The 20,031-nt window shown below is 45.0% G+C and carries 20 protein-coding genes; 4 read left to right on the forward strand and 16 right to left on the reverse strand.

Annotation, left to right across the window (positions count from 1 at the left end; all coding sequences use genetic code 11):
* Nucleotides 1-17: 17 nt before the first annotated feature.
* Both B9N78_RS10875 and B9N78_RS10880 read right to left on the reverse strand, forming a co-directional pair.
* Nucleotides 18-1,205 carry a multidrug effflux MFS transporter gene (locus B9N78_RS10875; protein WP_085102123.1) on the reverse strand — a complete coding sequence of 396 codons (1,188 nt, stop codon included), beginning with the start codon at nt 1,203-1,205 and terminating at the stop codon, nt 18-20.
* Between the two features lie 21 nt (nt 1,206-1,226).
* Nucleotides 1,227-1,712 carry a MarR family transcriptional regulator gene (locus B9N78_RS10880; protein ID WP_085102125.1) on the reverse strand — a complete coding sequence of 162 codons (486 nt, stop codon included), beginning with the start codon at nt 1,710-1,712 and terminating at the stop codon, nt 1,227-1,229.
* A gap of 225 nt (nt 1,713-1,937) precedes the next feature.
* Between B9N78_RS10880 and B9N78_RS10885 the strand changes: the two genes are divergently transcribed.
* Nucleotides 1,938-2,237, forward strand: a complete 300-nt coding sequence (locus B9N78_RS10885; protein ID WP_085102127.1) for a type II toxin-antitoxin system RelB/DinJ family antitoxin — start codon at nt 1,938-1,940, stop codon at nt 2,235-2,237.
* A 108-nt stretch (nt 2,238-2,345) separates the two neighbouring features.
* Here the strand turns inward: B9N78_RS10885 and B9N78_RS10890 are convergent, their stop codons facing one another.
* From B9N78_RS10890 to B9N78_RS10935, 10 genes are all read right to left on the reverse strand, one after another.
* Nucleotides 2,346-2,804, reverse strand: a complete 459-nt coding sequence (locus B9N78_RS10890) for a ferritin family protein (protein ID WP_085102129.1) — start codon at nt 2,802-2,804, stop codon at nt 2,346-2,348.
* A gap of 18 nt (nt 2,805-2,822) precedes the next feature.
* Nucleotides 2,823-3,023, reverse strand: coding sequence for a hypothetical protein (locus tag B9N78_RS10895; protein WP_085102131.1), 201 nt, complete (start codon nt 3,021-3,023; stop codon nt 2,823-2,825).
* 11 nt (nt 3,024-3,034) lie between these two features.
* A complete protein-coding gene (locus tag B9N78_RS10900; protein WP_085102132.1) occupies nt 3,035-4,069 on the reverse strand; it encodes an FAD:protein FMN transferase in 1,035 nt (344 codons plus the stop codon).
* A gap of 117 nt (nt 4,070-4,186) precedes the next feature.
* Nucleotides 4,187-5,413 carry an NADH:ubiquinone reductase (Na(+)-transporting) subunit F gene (gene nqrF / locus B9N78_RS10905; RefSeq protein WP_085102134.1) on the reverse strand — a complete coding sequence of 409 codons (1,227 nt, stop codon included), beginning with the start codon at nt 5,411-5,413 and terminating at the stop codon, nt 4,187-4,189.
* 64 nt (nt 5,414-5,477) lie between these two features.
* Nucleotides 5,478-6,086, reverse strand: a complete 609-nt coding sequence (gene nqrE, locus B9N78_RS10910) for an NADH:ubiquinone reductase (Na(+)-transporting) subunit E (RefSeq protein WP_085102135.1) — start codon at nt 6,084-6,086, stop codon at nt 5,478-5,480.
* Nucleotides 6,087-6,097: 11 nt separating this feature from the next.
* A complete protein-coding gene (locus B9N78_RS10915; RefSeq protein ID WP_085102137.1) occupies nt 6,098-6,718 on the reverse strand; it encodes an NADH:ubiquinone reductase (Na(+)-transporting) subunit D in 621 nt (206 codons plus the stop codon).
* Entirely contained in the window at nt 6,711-7,490 is a 780-nt protein-coding gene (locus B9N78_RS10920; RefSeq protein WP_085102139.1) for a Na(+)-translocating NADH-quinone reductase subunit C, read from the reverse strand. The genes B9N78_RS10915 and B9N78_RS10920 overlap by 8 nt, the downstream gene beginning before the upstream one ends.
* Nucleotides 7,483-8,682: an NADH:ubiquinone reductase (Na(+)-transporting) subunit B gene (locus B9N78_RS10925; RefSeq protein ID WP_085102140.1), complete on the reverse strand. Its 1,200-nt coding sequence runs from the start codon at nt 8,680-8,682 to the stop codon at nt 7,483-7,485. The genes B9N78_RS10920 and B9N78_RS10925 overlap by 8 nt, the downstream gene beginning before the upstream one ends.
* 5 nt (nt 8,683-8,687) lie before the next feature.
* A complete protein-coding gene (locus B9N78_RS10930; protein ID WP_085102142.1) occupies nt 8,688-10,031 on the reverse strand; it encodes a Na(+)-translocating NADH-quinone reductase subunit A in 1,344 nt (447 codons plus the stop codon).
* A gap of 275 nt (nt 10,032-10,306) precedes the next feature.
* Nucleotides 10,307-11,515: an MFS transporter gene (locus tag B9N78_RS10935; protein ID WP_085102143.1), complete on the reverse strand. Its 1,209-nt coding sequence runs from the start codon at nt 11,513-11,515 to the stop codon at nt 10,307-10,309.
* A 911-nt stretch (nt 11,516-12,426) separates the two neighbouring features.
* On the opposite strand from B9N78_RS10935, the gene B9N78_RS10940 reads away from it, so the two are divergent.
* Both B9N78_RS10940 and B9N78_RS10945 read left to right on the forward strand, forming a co-directional pair.
* Nucleotides 12,427-13,791 (forward strand): NAD-dependent succinate-semialdehyde dehydrogenase, encoded by a 1,365-nt coding sequence (locus tag B9N78_RS10940; RefSeq protein WP_085102145.1) that lies wholly within the window; start codon nt 12,427-12,429, stop codon nt 13,789-13,791.
* Nucleotides 13,792-13,947: 156 nt separating this feature from the next.
* Nucleotides 13,948-14,925, forward strand: a complete 978-nt coding sequence (locus tag B9N78_RS10945; protein ID WP_170921410.1) for a glycosyltransferase — start codon at nt 13,948-13,950, stop codon at nt 14,923-14,925.
* A 114-nt stretch (nt 14,926-15,039) separates the two neighbouring features.
* Here the strand turns inward: B9N78_RS10945 and B9N78_RS10950 are convergent, their stop codons facing one another.
* From B9N78_RS10950 to B9N78_RS10965, 4 genes are read right to left on the reverse strand one after another with little or no spacing between them, the layout of a single operon-like run.
* On the reverse strand, nt 15,040-15,840 hold the full coding sequence (locus tag B9N78_RS10950; RefSeq protein WP_085102149.1) for a M15 family metallopeptidase: 801 nt from the start codon (nt 15,838-15,840) through the stop codon (nt 15,040-15,042).
* A 29-nt stretch (nt 15,841-15,869) separates the two neighbouring features.
* A complete protein-coding gene (locus B9N78_RS10955) occupies nt 15,870-17,153 on the reverse strand; it encodes a TRAP transporter large permease (protein ID WP_085102151.1) in 1,284 nt (427 codons plus the stop codon).
* On the reverse strand, nt 17,150-17,653 hold the full coding sequence (locus B9N78_RS10960) for a TRAP transporter small permease (RefSeq protein ID WP_085102153.1): 504 nt from the start codon (nt 17,651-17,653) through the stop codon (nt 17,150-17,152). Before B9N78_RS10960 ends, B9N78_RS10955 begins: the two co-directional genes overlap by 4 nt.
* Before the next feature lie 2 nt (nt 17,654-17,655).
* The gene (locus B9N78_RS10965) at nt 17,656-18,675 is read right to left on the reverse strand and encodes a TRAP transporter substrate-binding protein (RefSeq protein WP_085102154.1); all 1,020 of its coding nucleotides are present in this window, start codon (nt 18,673-18,675) and stop codon (nt 17,656-17,658) included.
* Between the two features lie 525 nt (nt 18,676-19,200).
* Here B9N78_RS10965 and B9N78_RS10970 point away from each other — a divergent pair.
* Nucleotides 19,201-19,935 carry an IclR family transcriptional regulator gene (locus B9N78_RS10970; RefSeq protein ID WP_170921411.1) on the forward strand — a complete coding sequence of 245 codons (735 nt, stop codon included), beginning with the start codon at nt 19,201-19,203 and terminating at the stop codon, nt 19,933-19,935.
* Nucleotides 19,936-20,031: the final 96 nt, after the last annotated feature.

Raw genomic sequence — 20,031 nt, forward strand, 5'->3', positions numbered from 1 at the left:
TTTTGCCGGTACATCCGCTATGACCGGATAAAGGAGCGATTCTTGATTATCAACCAGGCGATGCCGCAGATTACTCCGACGAGTATTTGCATGATGCCCAGTGTAGAGATAAGGGCATCTGCTTCCAGTGATATGAGGAACATGCCGATGCTCCCCATGAACAGGGCTGTGAAGTTAATAAGTGAAGCTGCTGACCCTGTGTCTCCGTCCTGCTGGGAAAGCAGCAGATTCGCTGAAGGAGGACGCATCATGCTTATTCCTATGGTGCTTGCAAGCATTGTCAAAGCGAATACGTTCGGTGAGGATGCTCCAAAAAATACAAGCATGATGCCACTGACCGTTATGATAAAGAAGCTGGCAGTAATGATAGTCCGACTGTGGACCCACTTTGAAAGACGTATGAACAGAAGCGGGCCTACCAATGAACCGAGTGCGTTAAAGCCGAAGTACAGACCATACTGCTGTTCACTCATGCCGAATCCGTTGATGTAGATAAAGGCGGAAGCGGCGATGAAAGCCATCAGTGGCAGGGCGGCCATAGAGAATACTCCCAGAAGAGCGGAAAACCCAGGGTTTTTCAGGACCACGCCAAGTCTTCCTATCGAATGGAGAACATTTCCTTCAAATCGGTCCTTAAGAGTTTCATCCAGCTGCGTGGATAATAAAAAGGTTATACTGGAAAATCCTGCAAGGAACCAGAATATAACCCTCCAGCTCATAAATTTCATGATAAAGGCTCCAAATATCGGCGCAACCACCGGGGCTACAACAACCATGGATATAACCAGAGCCAGAACTGATTCTCGTTTGCGTCCGGTGAACATGTCTTTGACCATGGCGGTAGCTACAGCTTCAGCTGCTCCTCCGCCGAACGCCTGAAGCACTCGGGACAGGATAAGCATAGTTACATTGGTGGATAGAGCGCATCCTACGCTGCCTATAATGTACAGTACAAGTCCTGTCAGCAGGACAGGCTTTCGTCCGAATTTTTCGCTTACAGGGCCCCAGAACAGTATGCCCAGAGCAAAAAAAATCAGAAAAAGGCTGAGGCTCAGGTTAACCGCACTCTGGCTTGCGTCGAGAATTTTCATCATGTGCGGCAATGCCGGAAGATAAAGATCCGTTGACAGGGGAGGGAAGGCGCTGAGCACTGCCAGCATGGCGATCATGGATTTCTTGCCGAAAAAATGTTGTTTACTTTCCACGTTATTACTCCTGAGAACAACCTAGTAAGGCATGTCTTCAGTTTTTATTCTCTTATTGAGCACTTCGTTCAGGGTGGTCATGACTTCATACCATTTTTCAAATGTCTCCATGCCTAGTTGTTCCGTGATGGACATGAACCAGTTTGTCACCTCTGCATGGACATGGTTTATATGTTTTTCAAAAGGGATACTGACTGTAAGGATCACTTCACGCCGGTTATCCCGGTTGGTCTCACGTTGAACCATTCCGGTTTTTACCATGCGTTCCACCTGGGCGGATGCCGCAGCCTTGGACAGACGCATTGCCGTTGCAAATTCTTTAAGCGAACAGGGCTCAATATTTTTTAACATAAAAGCCGCGCGAATATGATTCGAGGTCATTTTTTTGAATATATCATCTGGCATTTCGGCTTTGATTTTATTGACCACGACGTTTTCAATATAATCTTTCAGGAGCCCGTCAGTCCTGACGATGAAATCGACCTTGTCTTTGAATGTGTTCGTCATTTAGTATCTCCGATAATTAGGGCAAGAACTTATTCTGGTGCAGGTTCACTGTAACAAGAGCATGATCTAAGATATGCAAATATTATTGTCAATAAAATTGACTGTTGTTTGTGTTGACTGTTTTAGAGGAAGAGAGAAAAGTGGTAGGGTGCAGTAAATAGTTTGAGCTTTGTTAAGTTGTATTTGTGTATCAAATGAGATACATTTTTTGTGGAGGATAAAATTATGCCGTCAAAATCATCTATGATTCATGTCCGTGTTGATCCGGTTGTAAAGGCCGAAGCCGCAGAAGCTTTGTCAGGGGTGGGGCTTAGTCTTTCTGATGCGGTAAGAATTCTTCTAACCAGAATCGCAAAAGAGGGTGGTTTGCCCGCTGGACTTACTTGCAATCAGGAAGAGCATGACCGTTGGTTTAAGGCAAAAGTTCAGGCCGCACTTGAAGATACCAGCCCGACAATTGCACACAGTCAGGTAATGGATGAGGCTGAACAGCTTTTGGCTACGCCATATCTGAAGCAGAAGTAAGATTTAATAATATGAATTGTCTTTTGGTACGATACTCCCACCATATTAAAACCAACAAAGCCCCCCTTGAAAATATCAAGAAGGGCTTAATTTTCCTAATACCGAAAACTACATGCTATCAATTTTGAGGGCATTTTTAGCGAGCTTAATTTTTTCACTTTGCTCCATTTCAAGGAGTCCCTGAAAAACTTCGCGGACATCGTCGGATATTTCATTCTGGAGTATCCCTTCATAGGTATCCAAGAGGCACTGATCAAAATCCACAGCAATTTTTATCACTTCTTGTGTCGACATGCCCGGGTCGAGCGTTGCGTCGAAAAACGGATTCAGGTCGCATTTTTTGTTAGCGAACATGAACCACGTATCAAGAATATGTTCTGAAATACCCTCTTCATATTCGTCTACAATTGCAGCCAGATTGTCATGGTGTCTGCTCATATAATCTAGAAGGATTTTAACCCTTTCTTTCTCAACCTTGTCGGATAAATTGTCGTAAAAATCACCCAGTTTTTTATGAAAAAATTTAGTCTGTTCAATTACATCTTTGGCAGTCTGGACTTGTGTCATCGTGTTTCTCCTGACCGGTTAGAGCGGTCTTATTGTATCCGTTTTATCGGTACATTTTTTGTCAAAGTCATACTTGCCGCATTTGCATCCTGATCCGTCCTCTGCTTGCAGTGAACCTCGGCAGGAGCCGCGGAGACAGCTGCGTTTGAAGATAACTCCGACAGCAAGACCTATGAAGGCAATGATGAAAATAACGGCAGTCAGCATCAGTGTTTGCATGATATATATCCTCAGTTCAGTTTTTCATGTTTCGGGAAATTACCGGTTGCGGTTTCAACAAATCCATCCGCTGTTTTTACAATGAAAAATGCGGAAAGATTTTCTTTTTCAGCCAACTCGATACCCCGTTTAGGTCCAAGCACCGTCAGACCAGTAGCCAATGCGTCAGCGCGCGCGCAAGTGTCGGCCATAACGCTGACCGAGACGAGAGTGTGCGTAATCGGGCGGCCCGTCGTCGGGTCGAGAATATGGGAGTAGCGTTTACCGTTCACTTCAAAATAGTTGCGGTAATCGCCGGATGTAGCCATAGCTTTGTCGGTGAAAGCAATAACGGCCTGAACCGCGCGTTCCATACTGACAGGTTTTTCCACAGCAATACGCCACGGTCCGCCATTCGGTTTTTTGCCCTCAGCTCTGATTTCTCCGCCTATTTCTACCATGAAGCTTTTTATATTCTGACTCGCAAGCCAATTGCTTACGGCGTCCACGCAGTAACCTTTGGCTATGGCAGCCAGATCAATGGTAATGGTCGGCTTGAGCTTTTTCAGCTGCGGCGGATCAGTGCTGACTTCAACAAACTTAGATCCTACATTGCTCAGTCTTTCCTTGATCTCGGCATCACTTGGAACAACATCGGTCTGTTTGTCAGGGCCGAATCCCCATAAGTTAACCAGTGGAGCGACAGTTATATCGAAAGCTCCGTCAGTCATGCGGTTGATATCTTTAGCCGTCTTGACGACTTCGGCTAATTCTTTGGATACTGGGAACCAGTCAGGTCCCTTATAAGTGTTAAATTGCGACAATTCTGAATCCGGTTTGAACAGAGACATTGCCGAGTTAACTTTTCCCACAACCTGCTCAATGCCTTTATTCAAGGACTCAACCGATAAATTGTCAGGAAGGTCATAAATCACGATGGAGTACATCGTGCCAAGGGCTTTTCCCTTAAGTTGAACGGGTTTGGATTCGCCGCCGCACCCACCTAAGATGAGTGTCAGAATGAGTAATCCGGTGAATTTTTTAAGCGACCCCGAAAACCACTTCATATATCTTATCCTTGTAATATGAACCGCAAAGGGCAATTTATCTGTTTGTTTTAAAGTGCTCGCGGCCGGAAAGAATCTTTCCGGCCCGAGCCTTTTTCTGTATCAGCTTCAGCCTGATTAGGCTCCGAAGTTATCGTACATAATGTTTTCTTTTTCTACGCCTTGAGCGATGAGCATGTTTTCCACCGCAGACGCCATCATCGGTGGTCCGCACATGTAGAATTCACAATCTTCAGGAGCTTGATGGCTCTTGATATAGTTCTCGAAAAGAACGTTGTGGATGAATCCTGTGTATCCTGTCCAGTTGTCTTCCGGTTGCGGATCGGACAAGGCTACATGCCAAGTGAAGTTCGGGAACTCTTCGGCAAGTTGGTTAAACTCTTCTACGTAGAACATTTCACGCAAACTGCGAGCACCGTACCAGAAACTGATTTTACGCTTCGTACCTAACCGTCTCAATTGATCGAAGATGTGCGAACGCATGGGAGCCATACCCGCGCCACCGCCGATGAAGATCATTTCAGAGTCCGTATCACGGGCGAAGAATTCGCCGTAAGGACCGGAAATGGTGACTTTATCACCCGGTTTAAGGCTGTATATGTACGAAGACATCTGTCCGGGAGGAGCGTCAGGAGCAAATGGAGGAGGCGGACAAACACGGACGTTAAGCATTATGATGCCTTTTTCATCGGGGTAGTTGGCCATTGAATATGCACGCACAATGGGCTCTTTGACCACCGAAGTGTAACGCCACAGGTTGAATTTATCCCAGTCTCCCTTAAACTGTTCGCCTACTTCAAAATCCTTGTAGTGAACGGTATGAGCAGGAGCTTCAATCTGAATGTAACCTCCTGCACGGAAGTCGACACTTTCCCCTTCGGGAAGTTGAATTGTGAATTCTTTGATGAATGTAGCGCGCGGAATATTGGATTTAACCGTACATTCCCACTTTTTGATATCAAAGATTTCGGCCGGAACCTGAATTTTCATATCCTGTTTAACATTCACCTGACAGGCGAGGCGAGTCCCTTCACGGGCTTCACGCTTGCTTACATGTGCGGTTTCTGTCGGCAGTATGTCTCCACCGCCGGAATGGACAAGACATTTACACTGACCGCAGGAACCACCGCCTCCGCAGGCGGATGGAACATATATTTCCTTTTCAGCCAATGCGTTAAGGAGTTTTGTCCCGGGTCTGACCGCAATGGACTTTTTCGGGTCTCCGTTAATTTCAATGTTAACCTCTCCGCTCGGGACAAGTTTGGCCCGGGCGAGCAGGATGAACACGCACAGCGCAAGAACTACGCCGGTAAACATCACTACACCGAGTATTATTTCAACCATGGTTCTTCACTTCCCATAGTTTGATGGTTCGTAAATAAAAAGGCGCAAGCAGCAACCTTTGCAACTACATCTGTATTCCTGAAAATGACAGAAATCCGAATGACATAAGACCGACCACGATAAACGTGATGCCCAGTCCCTGAAGTCCTTCAGGTACATTCGAATATTTCATTTTCTCGCGGATACCGGCCAGAACAACTATGGCAAGTGCCCAGCCGATGCCGGAACCGAAACCGAAGGTAAGGGATTCTGCAAAGTTGTAATCACGTTCCACCATAAATAGAGAAGCTCCCAAAATGGCGCAGTTAACAGTGATCAGGGGCAAAAATATGCCCAGAGCATTGTAAAGAGACGGTACATATTTATCGAGAGCCATTTCCATAATTTGAACGATAGCTGCGATAACTCCTATGTATGAAATCAGACCGACAAACGTGAGGTCCACGTTGCCGAATCCGGCCCATGCGAGAGCTCCTTCACGCAGGAAGTAGTTGTAAAGCAGGTTATTGACCGGAACTGTGATCGTCATGACCACAACAACAGCCACGCCCAGTCCTAGAGCAGTTGCCACCTTTTTGGACACTGCCAGAAAGGTGCACATGCCAAGGAAGAAGGCCAGTGCCATATTTTCGATAAAAATCGATTTGACAAAGATATTAAGTAGATGTTCCACGGCTCACTCCTTTATGGCTTAGCGTTTTTACGCTTTTCGTAAGCATTCACGGACCAGATGAGCAATCCGATAATGAAGAACGCACTCGGGGGTAGAAGCATGAGTCCGTTCGGTTCGTACCAGCCGCCTTCAGACGTTAGTTTGAACACGCTAAGCCCGAATAGTTTGCCTGAGCCTAATAACTCGCGAAGAAAAGCCACGATAAGAAGAACTAGACCATATCCTAAACCGTTACCGAGACCGTCGGCAAAGCTCAGACTTGGCGGATTCTTCATGGCATATGCTTCAGCTCGTCCCATGACGATGCAGTTAGTTATGATAAGTCCGACGAACACGGACAGCTGTTTGCTGATTCCGTAGGCAAACGCTTTAAGAAACTGATCAACTATGATGACCAGTGTAGCAATGATGGTCATCATGACGATAATGCGGATGCTTGAAGGAATGTGTTTACGGATAGAACTGATCGACATGTTTGAGGCTGCCGTAACAAAAGTTACAGCAAGACTCATAACGAACGCCGTCTCAAGTTTGGTGGTAACGGCCAGCGCTGAACAAATCCCGAGGATCTGAACGGCGATGGGGTTGTCCTCCAGAAGCGGTTTGAGCAAAACTTCTCTGAATTTAGCCATTTTGATCACCTTCCTCTATAGCCAGTTGCTTCAGGTAGAGTTCAAATCCACCTTCGCCCAGCCAGTAATGCACCAGATTGGTAACACCACGTGATGTCAGCGTGGCTCCTGCCAGTCCATCTACTTCGTGTGCGGCCATTGGGTCAGCGGGGTTGACCGTCCCTTTAATAACGTCAAGAACAGGTTCGCCCTTGTCGTTATAAACCTTTTTGTCTATCCACTTCGCTTTCCAGTTAGGATTGTCAACTTCTCCGCCGAGTCCAGGAGTTTCACCGTGTTCATAAAAACCGAAGCTTTTTACGGTGGTTAAGTCAGGAGCAAGAGCTATGAAGCCATACATGGTCGACCATAACCCTTTGCCGTGGATAGGCAGGATCACACGTTTAAGGGTTTTACCGTCTTTAAGCAGATAGACATTGGCATATTTGGAACGGTGTCCGATGCCTGCCTGATCTCCGCCGGATGGAATGATGATACTTGATGCCGGGTCTTTGGCGGCTTTACGCTGATCAAAGGTGTCCGCATTTATGTCCACATATTTACCGGTAGATAAGTCAACAACTTTGGATTCGATCTGTTTATATAGTTCGGCAACCGGAACATCTTTATTGTAGATGCCGGCAGCTTTCAGAATGTTTTCTTTGCGCGCCAGAGATTTGTTTTCTTCCTGAATGGATTTCAAACCTACTGCTGCCGCTGATACCAGAAGCGAGCAGACGAGGCACAGAGAAAACGCCACAACAAATACTTTTTTCGTTGAATCGTTAGACACTGCGCACCTTCCTTCGCTTGATATTACCCCTCATGACAAAGTGGTCGATGATCGGAGCAAACACGTTACCGAAGAGGATCGCCAGCATGACACCTTCGGGGTAGGCCGGATTGACCGTACGTATCAGAATAATCATGATCCCGATAAGTGCCCCGTAATAGTATTGTCCTTTCGGAGTCATGGACGAGGATACCGGATCAGTTGCCATGTATACCATACCGAAGGCTAAACCACCCATGACCAGATGCCACAGAGGGCTGATCGTCATCATCGGGTTGGTTGCGCTTCCTATTGTATTGAACACAATCGCTACAACAGAAGCTCCGGCAAGTATGGAGATCATGATACGCCACGAGGCAATACCTGTTATGATCAGAACGACTGCTCCGATAAGACACGCAAGTGTTGAAGTTTCGCCGATTGAACCCGGGATGGTTCCGATAAAGCAGTCCCACCATGAGTATTTGGCCATGACTGCCGTTATGCCTCCGCCTGAAGCAAGAGCCAGCGGAGTCGCGCCTGAGTATCCATCAACGGCAACCCATGCTGCGTTGCCGGAGATGTGAGCAGGATAGGCAAAAAACAGGAACGCACGGGCCAGAAGTGCCGGGTTAAGGATGTTTTTTCCTGTGCCTCCGAATATTTCTTTACCGATAACTACACCGAAGCTTGTAGCCAGAGCCACCTGCCACAGCGGAATATTAGGTGGAAGAATGAGCGGAATGAGCGATCCCGTAACGAGGAATCCTTCGTTAATTTCATGTTTGCGGACAACTGCAAAAAGCGTTTCCCAAAAACCGCCTACAATATTGCAGACAATATAAATCGGGAAAAAGTAGAGTGCTCCGAGAATGACATTGGCTCCGAAGTTTTCCGGATTTGCCGCAAGTCCTAAAAGCTTCATCACACTCCAACGCCAACCTGTTCCTGCTTCAAGTCCGAGTGCTGAAAGTGCAGTATTAGCCTGATATCCCGTATTCCACATAGCCATGTAAAAACATGGAATGAGAGCGAAAACCACGGTGATCATTACTCGTTTGAGATCAATGGCATCGCGGACGTGAGGGGCTCCTGAACTTGTTTCACTTGGCGTAAGCATAAAGGTGTCTATCATTTCGTAGAGCGGGTAGTACTTTTTGTACTTTCCGTCTCCGGTGACAGCACTGTGTATTTTTTTAAGCAAAGTTCCCATAATTCTTATCCTTCCTTCTCGATAAGAGTGAGGACTTCGCGCAGCATGAACCCGAAATCGTTCTTGCCGCAGTCCACAAAGGACAACAGGGCGAGGTCTTCCTCATCGAGTTCCAGACAGCCGAGTGCCTGAGCTTCATCCGTGTCCATAACAGCCATCGCTCTTACAAGATACGTCGGCAGGATATCCAGCGGCATGACCTCGTCAAACGCTCCAGTGGGGAAAATAGCTCTCGCGCTTCCGCCTAATAGTGTATTCAGAGCAAACTTTTTCCCTTTTGTACAAAATGCTGACAAATACACTGATTTTGCAGAGAACTTGTTGAGTCCCAGTCCCAGCCAACCCAGAAACTCGCGCTTACCGCCTTCGGCAATTGCTGTAATCTGGTTATGGAAGCGACCAAGAAAACCAAGCGGTCCTTCCGCTTTAAAGCCGGAAAGGACTGACCCTGAAACTATACGGACTTCGCCTTTAAGGATTTTTCCAGAAAGCACTTCGCCCATGCAGGCGCCCATTCTTGTCTTCAGGATACACGGACGTTTAACCATAGGGCCGCCGAGAGCTATGAAACGTTCTGTAGCAAGCCTGCCGGTGATGAAAAGCTTGCCGATAGCAATGACGTCTTGATAACCAAGGTGCCAAACTGTTTTTCCAGGACCCACTGGGTCAATAAAATGAATGTGAGTTCCTGCCAGACCTGCAGGGTGAGGTCCCGAAAAGAGCTGGGTTTTCACTTCTTGTAGAAGCGGTAGAGCTTTGCCGTCTGCCGCGCAGACATTGACATCGCCTTTGGTCAGCCTGGTTAGGATACGAAGACCGTCAAGCCATGCTTCAGATTCTTGCCAGATGATCGGAGTTGGGTCAGCGGACAGCGGATTGGTATCCATCGCCGTTACAAAAATGGAATGCGGAACAGAATCTATTTCCGGAGTTTTGCTGAAAGGGCGTGTGCGAAACGCGGTCCACATGCCGGATGTTACGAGGTTATCTACTACTTTTTGGCGATCAAGGCTGAGCAGCTTATCCGAACTGTATTTCGGAAATTCAACTTCTCCGGCTGTTTCATCAAGTTCAATGACAACAGACTGCAAAAGCCGACGGTCACCTCTGTTGATGGCGATAATCTTACCGGATCCGGGAGCCGTGAAGATTACACCTTCGGTTTTTTTGTCTTTAAAGATAGCTTGGCCAAGTTTGACCGTATCCCCTACTGCAACGGACATACTCGGTTTCATGCCGACATAGTCGCAACCGAGCACCGCTACAGTTTTAGGAGGACTTTCCTCGAATAATTCCAACTCAGGTTCACCCGAGATAGGAATGTCGAGTCCTTTCTTGAGTTTTATCATAAAGAGTACACCTTATCCCTATAAGCTTTTACGGACAGTAATTTGGGTGCAACGAAGCAATACACTTAGGCATTTGTGCCTTAGCGCATCCTGAGAAGGGCGGGTTTAAATCTTGACAATTTCCGGTGCGCACATGAGGAAGCTCTGGTTTGAGCAGGAAAAGGCACGGAAATTTTTTTGCGTTGGACTTATTACGTAACCGTTATACTATAACTCGTCAACCGCTTGTGTAAATTTTCTCAATATGTGGTCAGAAATAGAGTTAACTGAGTAAATCAGTCTGCATACATTTTTTTGCTCATTATCACGAAAGTGGGCAGAAGGCACAATCCGCTGAAAAGCGCACTCAGCTCAAAAGCATCAGTCATACTTCCATTTTCTGCGGCGAATCCGGCGAGGCTTGGACCGATAACAAATCCTAGATTGGCTGCTCCGAGAAATATTCCCATGATGGACCCTTTCGCAGATCCCATATCAGCAGCCAGGGACATGGAAGCAGGCAGTGAAAGAGCTGACCCGAGACCCATTGTCACCGCAAGGCATGCAAATCCCCACATGGGCAGAGACAGGCCGAAGCCGAACAGACAGGCTGCACATATGCCCATGCCTAAAAATGTCAGCCCTGTTTTATCACGTATGTCAGCCCACCTGCTGGTCAAAGGCATGCCTAAAATGATGGCAATATTGGGAAGCGCGAAAAGAATTCCTGCAATAATTCCGCTAAGTCCGAACCGTTCGTTGATGAGCCGTGGCAAAAAAGTAATGATCACCGATGATCCTACGGTTCTCCCCATGACCGCTAACAGCAGGGCCAGAAAGTTCAGGTTGCGCCATGGCGCTCCTGTTTTTACAGATTTTGCCATTGTTGAATGAATAGGTGAAGTCGCTTTAGCACGAATGAAAAAAAGAAAAGTAAATCCCATCCCGATACCTGGTAGTGCAAGAGACAACGGCCCTATACCTTTTTGAATATTTATGGCCAAGCCTCCGGCTAACGGGCCGAGAATAAGAGCTGTATATAAGCAGGTATTGTAGGCTCCGAATAATCGGCCACGTTTATTTTTAGGTACACATCCTCCTAAAAGGGACATGGTTACGGGTTTTACTATGCCTGAGCAAAATCCTAAGCAAATCTGAATAATACCAAGTGTCTCTGGGGATTGGGAGAATGAATAAAGAGCGGGGATAAAAGTTCCGGCTCCAGTCGCCGCAAGAAGGAGCGGGATAGGACCGACAAAATCCGCACCGTAACCGGCAAGAGGCGCAAGGATCAGGCGGGCAAGGAAGTATCCTGAAAACGCAAGTCCGAGCCATGCAGGGGAAAGCCCTGAAGACTGGGCGTTGACAGACATGGCAAACGTGAAAGCTCCAACTCCGAAAGTTGAAAAAAAAGCTGCCCCGAGAACTGCTTGAGCCGTTTGTTTTTCACCCTTGGAACATCCCAATAAACTTTCACGCCAGAAAAAATCGAATTTTAGTTTCACGCCGAAATATCCTCATAAAGGGGTTTTCCGCATTTATTGCTATTTTGTCTTTGCAGCACTCTCATATCTATAAAATACTGTCTATGGCGAGGTTTAAAATTAAAATGTGTCATTTTGACTCGTTTTGGTGTATCGTGTGGGTCAAAATCAGCTTTATGATTTAACTAACTGAAATGTTAGTGTAAGTTTTAATACGTTAGTTTGTATTATGCTGTAATGGGAGTTGAATCCATTTAATACAAACCAATTGGCCTCACTGAATATTGTTTTAAAACACTAACTATTTAATATTTAAGCTTAAAATATTTGGTTCGTATCTTGCTGTTAAACCTTGAAAACCTGCGTTGGGTGGGTTGTTGGTTGTAGAATATCGGCTGTGGATGCAATTTTTATTTAACTAATATAACTTACAGGAGTGTAAAACATAATTAAGTTTTTTATTCTAACGTTTTTAAATTCTTCTTCCTTTTTAAAAAGCTTTGAATAGGTTCTAGATGGTCTAGAAAATTCAGAGTAATTTGATTACAAGAAAAGTTGTATTCTTGTGATATAGGGGAGTAGTATATTTTATATTGGACTGTCTTTCTTTAAACTATACTTAGTAAGAAGATAGAATTGCGGAAATTTTTGCCTTAAAAAATAGTTAATTAGGTTGTGTTCTTATTGAACATCCTGAAAAGAAAGGGTTTACACTAAATTTAGTGTAAACCCTTTTCTTATGGGTGATGATATTCATAACAGTACTCCTGACTGCTGAAAAGTAGGGCTAAGCCGGATTGATCCACGTACCGGAAGGGCGTAGACTCTCTTCAACGAAAGAGATAAGGACTATGTGGAAAAAACTTTCTATTTGAGAATTTAAATCTCACATTAGCAAAATTCATTTAGATATAAATACAAGGAACCTTTTTATGAGTATTCAGAGTCTTAACCCGGCTACCGAAGAAGTGGTCGCCTCTTTTAATCCGTTATCTGAAGGTGATTTACAGAACGTTCTTAACTCTACGGCGGAGTCTTGGACCGGGTGGAAATCGAAGAGTTTCAGTGAACGCGCCGGACTCTTGAAAAAAGCAGCAGATCAGTTACGAGCTCAGAGTGAAGAACTTGCTGAAATTATGGCTGTAGAAATGGGTAAACCAATTCGCATGGGTAAAGAAGAAGCTTTAAAATGTGCTGCGGTATGTGACTATTACGCTGATGAAGGGGAGTCCATGCTTGCACCTATCCCTGTAGAAGGCGTGGGGCGTAAAGCGTTCGTTACTTTCGAGCCGCTTGGTACGGTGCTGACCGTGATGCCGTGGAATTTCCCGTTCTGGCAGGTGTTCCGCATAGCGGCGCCTTCGCTTATGGCTGGGAATACTGTTGTTCTTAAACATGCCTCCAATGTCCCCCAGTGTGCTCTGGCTATTGAAAAAATATTTGTAGATGCGGGATTTCCTGCAAACGTATTCAGAACATTGCTCATCGGGGCAAGTCAGGTTGAAACTGTTTTGGATCATAAGTCCGTGTTCGCAGTAAGCCTCACCGGAAGTGCCGCCGCCGGACGGAAAGTGGCTTCCGCCGCCGGAGCAAGACTTAAAAAGTCAGTTATGGAATTAGGGGGAAGTGACCCTCTGGTAGTGCTTGCCGATGCTGATATTGAAGAAGCAGTTAAAGTCGCAACCAAATCAAGGTGTCGTAACACTGGGCAAACCTGTATTTCGGCAAAACGGTTTATCGTAATGGATGAAGTTTATGATGAATTTGTATCCGGCCTTACCAAACGTATGTCTAGGCTGGTAATGGGTGATCCGTTTGATCCGAAAACGGACATGGGGCCAATGTCCTCAGGTCGTTTGCGTGCAGAGTTGCAGGAACAGGTTGATCGTTGTGTTGAAGCAGGCGGAAAGATTTTAATCGGCGGGAGTATTCCAAAACGTACAGGTTATTATTATCCGCCAACCATAATTACCGATATTTCACCAAGCGCCGACGTTTGCAAAGAGGAATTGTTCGGACCGGTAGCACTGGTATTTCGCGTGCATTCTGTAGACGAAGCTGTGGCAGTTGCAAACGATACTCCATTCGGCCTTGGCGGATCAGTCTGGTCTAAGGATGAGGACGCTGCAGCAAAGGTCGCGGCCCGTATCAGAACAGGTTGTGTTTATATTAACAGCCTCGTCCGCAGTAACATGCATTTGCCGTTTGGCGGGACAGGTATTTCCGGCTACGGGCGTGAACTCGGAAGCTACGGAATCCGCGAATTTGTTAATGTAAAACCTGTTTGTATCGGCTGATTAAGAAAAGTTTATTTCGGGATAAATTAAATTGCTTGAATAGGCTTCGCCGGGCTGTGTGCTCAGTGAAGCCTTTTTTGTTATTTCGACTTTATTTTATTTTTAAATTATTAAGAATAAGTAAATTGTAATTTATAACCTGATGTGAGTCCCGCTGTGAAAGATTCTCCTCTGCTCAATATAACAGTTCCAGTTTTCAACCGTCCTGAATTGACAAAGCAAACATTAGAGGCGGTACGAAAAAATACATTGGTTCCTTATTCGCTTACAGTTGTAGACAACGGAAGTGACAGAGAAACACAGAAAATTCTTGTTGAAATGAAAAAAACTAAACAAATTGAACATTTGTTTCGTTTAGATAAGAACTATGGAGTCGCTCTTGCTGCGAATATCGGATGGCGTCTTTCTGATGCGCCTCTTTATATGAAACTGGACAATGATATTGTAATTACTTCCCCGCAGTGGGCCAGTCTGCTTTTAAAACAAATGCAGCTACACGGTAAAGATGCTGTTTGGGGAGGGGATTTTTATAATCAGTTAGATAACAAAAACACAGTCAGAAAGCGTGAAGGTTTTATTGGAAAATCCCATCAGCATATATCTGGAGGGGCTATTATTATTTCAAAGGGCATTTCTGATCTTATAGGATACTGGAGCGAAGATTACGGGTTATACGGTTGTGAGGATGGTGATTATGGAGAAAGATTGAAAGAATTCTCAATTGATCAATTTTATTTCGATCACAAACCGTTTATGAAACATCTAGGTCACGATGCTGATGTTATGGAAAAGCAATACAATCTTAAGAAGAAGAATATACAGGATGTGTATCGTTTTTTATGGCAGACAAACAAATATTTATACGAGAATGGTCACAGGACACCCAATATCCCACCGCAATATGTTCCGACTGAGTTTGACGGGTATATGCTTAAAATTGGGGAAAATGTGAAATACACTGAAATGCGAAATGCTTTGATAAATTTTCACCATATTGCAACTATGCATGAGGAATTCACTAAGCCGTTTATTGATGGATTGAATAATTTTATCAGCGTTCAAAACCGGACATGGAAGGATGCTACAGAATATGCAACTAAAAAATATAATAAAATAAAAGCAATTCTCCAGTAATTATAAACTCATATTTATCAGTTCACAGTACAAATCAAAAAGCCCCTGACCAAGTCAGGGGCTTTTCTCACCTAAAGCATCTACATCAACGAAAATTAACAATATAATCCCTCATCACCCTCCGGCACTGACTAAGGTTGTAATGCCAGCGTTAAATGACGGAACAAATGCGGCAAATGAATTGAGGGTGATGATTTTAGGGCCGTATAAAGCATGATCTTCTTTTTTGGTATAAGCCCACCGCTGTGTGCCGTATTCAAAATGCCACCATTCGCCGTGATAGTTAACAAATCCGGCGCGAGTCATGACATCATAGAGCAATCTGCGGTTATTCATTGATACCAGCTCAATGTCTGTCAGCGTGTCGCCTCGTTCCAGACGTTCTTCAAAGTAGCGGGTGTTGGAAACAGCTCCGGGATAATCAAAGGCCGCGCCGAAGAAGAGCGGTTCCCCTTCGGTTGTGGCAATGGTCAGGTCCACCGCTCCCCCTGTTGCATGGGGTGAGGGGTGAGCTGGGTCCAGACTCGGTGTTGCTACAAATTCAGAGGCCATTTTATTAATGGTTTTTTCATCTTTGTCAGGATGAACTTTTATAAGAGCCGCGACGCATTCATTGAACAGGGCTGTTTGAGTCTCTTTGCTGCGCCATGAATCCAGAATGATCAGCCGTAATCCTTTGGGGAGGAGTCCGTTTGCTTTGAGCAACTTTTTTCGTATTTCGTCACGAGCATAGCATTCCGGCAGGGCTTTTGTAATTCCTGCGTAAAAGTATGCAGGGCGGACCAGAAAATGATTTTCCGCCAGTGATAAGGGCACGAGCTTTTCATTGTTCTCCCGAATTTCAATAGAATAAACAGCTTCCCATGACGGATTAACTGTTTGAGGTATAGAGGGAGAATCTATGTGATATGACATTTTTAACTCCATAAATAATGTCTTATTCGTTAGTATCCCAGCATGCGTGGCAGCCAGAGTGATATCGAAGGGAAGGCTATTAGCATAAACTGACAGACTATGGCGACGCAGACAAAGGGCCAGATGTGTTTAAACATCTTTTCAAGCGGAACGGCTCCGATTGATGAGACTATGTACACACATGCTCCCATGGGCGGCGTGATCAGCGCGATGGTAATGTTCAGTGTCATTACGATTCCGAAATGGAGAGGGTCGATTCCAGCCGCTACAGCAAGAGGTGCAAAGACCGGAGTCAGCAATACCAGTGCGGCTATTTCTTCCATGAACATACCAACGATGAAAATAATCAGACTCATGAAGAGCAGTACCATGAAAGGAGTCTTGGCATATTCTAAAATTATTGGAGCCAGCTTCTGAGGAATTTGCTCGGAAGCAAGAATCCAACCTACGATTGTAGCCGCGCCGATAACAACGAAAATGACACTTGTAAGCCTGACTGTATTGCCGAGTGCTTTCGTTACATCTTTCCATGTCAGTTCGCGTGTCCATAGAAAGCCGACAGCCAGAACGTATAAGCTGGCAATTGCACCTGATTCCGTGGGGGTCATGAATCCGAAAAGGATGCCGCCGATAATGATTCCGGGAGCGATCAAAGAGGTAATGGCTCCGCCTGTGGCTGTAAGGAGCTTGGAAAAGGAAAACTCCGAGTTTACAGTGGGGAGATTAAGCCTGTAAGCACTGACTCGATGCATGATCATAAAAGCTATGCCGAGCAACAGACCCGGCAGAACTCCGGCCATAAACAAAGCTCCGACATTGGTTTTTGTCATAGCTCCGAACAGAATCATAAAAATACTGGGCGGAATAATCGGCCCGATCAGTGAACTTCCGGCTGTTAGACCTGCCGCATATGATGGAGGGTATCCACCTTTTTTCATAGCCGGAATCATAATGGAACCTACAGCCGAAGCATCCGCAGCTGCGGATCCGTTAACTCCGGCAAAGATTATACTGGCGACAACGGTTACGTAACCGAGTCCTCCCTTGAAATGTCCGACCAGCGCTTCGGCAAAAGTGAGCAGACGGTTGGTAAGTCCGGCGCTTCCCATAAGTTCACCGACTAAAATGAAATAGGGAATGGCCAATAAGGAGAAAGGCTCCATGCCGCCGTAGAACTGCTGGATCATGATGCGGAACTGTGAAAAATCGCCGATTAAAGCAAAGCCGCTGATTGCTGTTGCCAGCATTGCTGCAAAAAGAGGTAGCCCGCAAATCAGAGCTACAAAGAAAATTCCGAGGAGAGCTAAACTCATGAGCGGTCCTCCTTACATGGATGGTCACTTGAGACCGGTATGAACTGCTGCAATATGTACTGAATCAGCATAAGCCCCATGCCGACCGGTATAGACATAAGTGAGACACTCTTTTTGATTCCGAGAGTCATGATGGTGAACATGTGTAATTTTTGAGCATAATTGTAGCCGTATATCAGCATGAAGATGAGAATTCCCGCGAAAACGATACGCCGCACAATAGTAACTATCATCCTAGGTGTTCTAGGCAGCCTGTCTACGATGATACGGATGACCATATGTTCTCCGCGTTTCAGCGCCGGAGCCGCTCCCAGCATTACCATCCAGACCAAGGTTATTCTGGCTAAATCAGTGGTCCACATCGGCGGGCGGTAAAAACGACCGAAAACTCCAAGCATGACATCAAGCAAGTTGATGATAAGGAGAGCCCCTGCCCCGATCAGGCAGAGGCGTTCCAGTGTGTCAGAGGCTTTTTTGCAAAAACAAGTGACAGATTCCATTTTTATTTTGCTCCCAGAGCATTAGCTTTTGCAGCATCCTTGAGGGCAAGGTCGATCCATGAATTGTCAACCTGATCTTTTAACCAGTTGATATATGAAGGACTGCCCAGCTCTTTGAACTGTGCTAATTCTTTAGGTGTCGGGGTGTAGCTGGTCATTCCTTTGTCTTCAAGGAATTTAATGCGGTCCTGAACCTGTGATTCTACGAATTCGCGGGTTTTAATATTTGCTTCGTGAGCTGCTTTTTTAATAGCAGTACGTTCTTTTTTAGTGAGAGAATCGAGCAGTTCGCCGTTCATGAGCAGGAACTGGTCTGAGTATTGAACGTTTGCAAGGGCCAGATACTTCTGAACTTCGTACAGACTGCCCATAATAATGTAGGTAGGAGGATTCATTTGGCCGTCAGCAACGCCTGTCTTCAGAGCAAGATATACTTCAGTCCAAGGAATAGGCATTCCGGATGCTCCGAATGATTCGTACATAGCAACTTGGCTGGTATCCATGGCGCGGAACTTCATACCTTTGAAATCAGCAGGTGAGTGAATAGGTTCATTACTGGTGAATGCAAGAAATCCACCTTCTTCAACTACTTCAAGTAGCTCTATGCCGGTACGCTCACGCAAAGTTTTGCGGGCTTTTTCCATGAAGCTGCTTTTATCAAAGAATGCGTGTGCAGCTTTGTAGCTGTCGAAAAGGAAAGGAATGTTTGTGGCAAACATTTCAGGGAACACAGTCTGCAGACCTCCGTAGGAAGCTACATTGATTTGAGGACTGCTCATAACCTGTTCCATGCGCTGTTCTTCGTTACCGAGCTGGCTGTTAGGGAAAAGTTTGAGTTCAATATCGTTGCCGACTTCTTTTTTAAGCAAATCTTGAAATGTTACAGCAAAGTAATGGACAGCATTGTCACTGTCATTTGGTGGGCCATTGTAGCTCATTTTGATTGTTGTAGCAGCCAGAGCACTGCCGGGAATTGCCATTACCAGCATCAGCATCAGACAGAAAAGATTGATACGTTTCATAATGTCCTCTTCGGGGATGAAGGTTCGAAAATGAAGGAGGGCAGACATCCTGTATGTCATGGTCCGTCATTCACTTATTCAAATATTATCAAAAAAATAACTTTTGTATTGTAAATATATTGTATCATACTGTAAAAAATGAGTAAGTTTTAAAAAAATATTCTGCTTTTTCTACTTATACACCTTAGCTTAACTGTTTACTCGCACTTTTTATAGTGATTTTTAGTATTAAATATCGCATTGCAATAACTTATACCTAATAACAATACTTGAGTCATGAATAGCGAGTCAAGTTGTTTTGACAAAAAATGGTTTTTGTAAAAATTTTGTCCGTAAAAAATAACATTAAAATACAAAAATGTTATTCATATCTGATTTATGTCGGTTTATAATAAGATTATATCGAAAAAACAAAAATCTATTCATGTGAAGCTTCTTATAAGTGGCTGGACTGAATCTTAAAGACAATGTATCTAAATTGTTATGGTGGACAAAACAAAAATAAAGCGAAGTAACCCCCTGTTTGTGGGGTCTATTGAAAAAGGAATGCAGGTGCTTGAAGCCTTCGACGAAGGAAACAGGCAGCTTGGTCTCAACGCTGTTGTCGAGCTGACAGGGCTTAATCGAAGTGCGGCTCAAAGGTTTTTACATACTTGGGAATCTCTGGGATATCTTCATAAAGATGCTGCAACCAAACAATTCAGACTGACTCCTAAAGTCATGAGTCTCAGTTATAATTTTTTGAGAGGGGAGCGGCTCATCGAAGTTGCAACTCCTTTCTTGCTGGATGCACGGGAACGGACAGGGAATTCAGTTTATCTCGGAACTCTGTACGACACTTCTATTATTTATTTGATCCGCTTACCGCAACGACTGTTCATACTTGAAGGCACTCTTCCGGGGCGGAGTGTTCCTGCATATTGCGGCGGCAGGGCGTTTCTCTCGTGTTTGGCTGATTCAGAGATTTTAAGCATCTTAGAGCGTTCAGACCGCAGTGCAATTACACCTTATACAATCTCAGGTATTGATGAGATTATGCGCGAAATTGTTCAAATCAGGGAAAGAGGATTTTGTATTTCTGAGCAGGAGCAGCTGGTCGGAGAGATTGCCGTATCTGCTCCGGTGCTCGATATGCAGGGTGTTCCTAGGGCTTCAGTATATATTTCAGCTAGAGTTTCAGATTGGACTGCGAAGAGAGTTGAAGAAGAGTTAGCTCCAATTGTTCTTGAAACTGCAGGAATGATAAGGGCACAGCTGTAAGTTAAAGTGAGCAGATAAAAGCTGAGATTATAGGATTAATATTAAATAAAAAAATCCTCTGACTATCAAGTCCGGGGATTTTTTTTATTGAATTTT

This window comes from Desulfovibrio gilichinskyi (assembly GCF_900177375.1).
Classification (GTDB): Bacteria; Desulfobacterota; Desulfovibrionia; order Desulfovibrionales; family Desulfovibrionaceae; genus Maridesulfovibrio; species Maridesulfovibrio gilichinskyi.

Excerpts from the sequence above, each read along its gene's own strand:
- B9N78_RS10880 (WP_085102125.1), bottom strand. The coding sequence starts at position 1,712 with ATGACGAACACATTCAAAGACAAGGTCGATTTCATCGTCAGGACTGAC.
- B9N78_RS10885 (WP_085102127.1), top strand. The coding sequence starts at position 1,938 with ATGCCGTCAAAATCATCTATGATTCATGTCCGTGTTGATCCGGTTGTA.
- B9N78_RS10890 (WP_085102129.1), bottom strand. The coding sequence starts at position 2,804 with ATGACACAAGTCCAGACTGCCAAAGATGTAATTGAACAGACTAAATTT.
- B9N78_RS10895 (WP_085102131.1), bottom strand. The coding sequence starts at position 3,023 with ATGCAAACACTGATGCTGACTGCCGTTATTTTCATCATTGCCTTCATA.
- B9N78_RS10900 (WP_085102132.1), bottom strand. The coding sequence starts at position 4,069 with ATGAAGTGGTTTTCGGGGTCGCTTAAAAAATTCACCGGATTACTCATT.
- nqrF (WP_085102134.1), bottom strand. The coding sequence starts at position 5,413 with ATGGTTGAAATAATACTCGGTGTAGTGATGTTTACCGGCGTAGTTCTT.
- B9N78_RS10915 (WP_085102137.1), bottom strand. The coding sequence starts at position 6,718 with ATGGCTAAATTCAGAGAAGTTTTGCTCAAACCGCTTCTGGAGGACAAC.
- B9N78_RS10925 (WP_085102140.1), bottom strand. The coding sequence starts at position 8,682 with ATGGGAACTTTGCTTAAAAAAATACACAGTGCTGTCACCGGAGACGGA.
- B9N78_RS10930 (WP_085102142.1), bottom strand. The coding sequence starts at position 10,031 with ATGATAAAACTCAAGAAAGGACTCGACATTCCTATCTCGGGTGAACCT.
- B9N78_RS10940 (WP_085102145.1), top strand. The coding sequence starts at position 12,427 with ATGAGTATTCAGAGTCTTAACCCGGCTACCGAAGAAGTGGTCGCCTCT.
- B9N78_RS10950 (WP_085102149.1), bottom strand. The coding sequence starts at position 15,840 with ATGTCATATCACATAGATTCTCCCTCTATACCTCAAACAGTTAATCCG.
- B9N78_RS10955 (WP_085102151.1), bottom strand. The coding sequence starts at position 17,153 with ATGAGTTTAGCTCTCCTCGGAATTTTCTTTGTAGCTCTGATTTGCGGG.
- B9N78_RS10960 (WP_085102153.1), bottom strand. The coding sequence starts at position 17,653 with ATGGAATCTGTCACTTGTTTTTGCAAAAAAGCCTCTGACACACTGGAA.
- B9N78_RS10965 (WP_085102154.1), bottom strand. The coding sequence starts at position 18,675 with ATGAAACGTATCAATCTTTTCTGTCTGATGCTGATGCTGGTAATGGCA.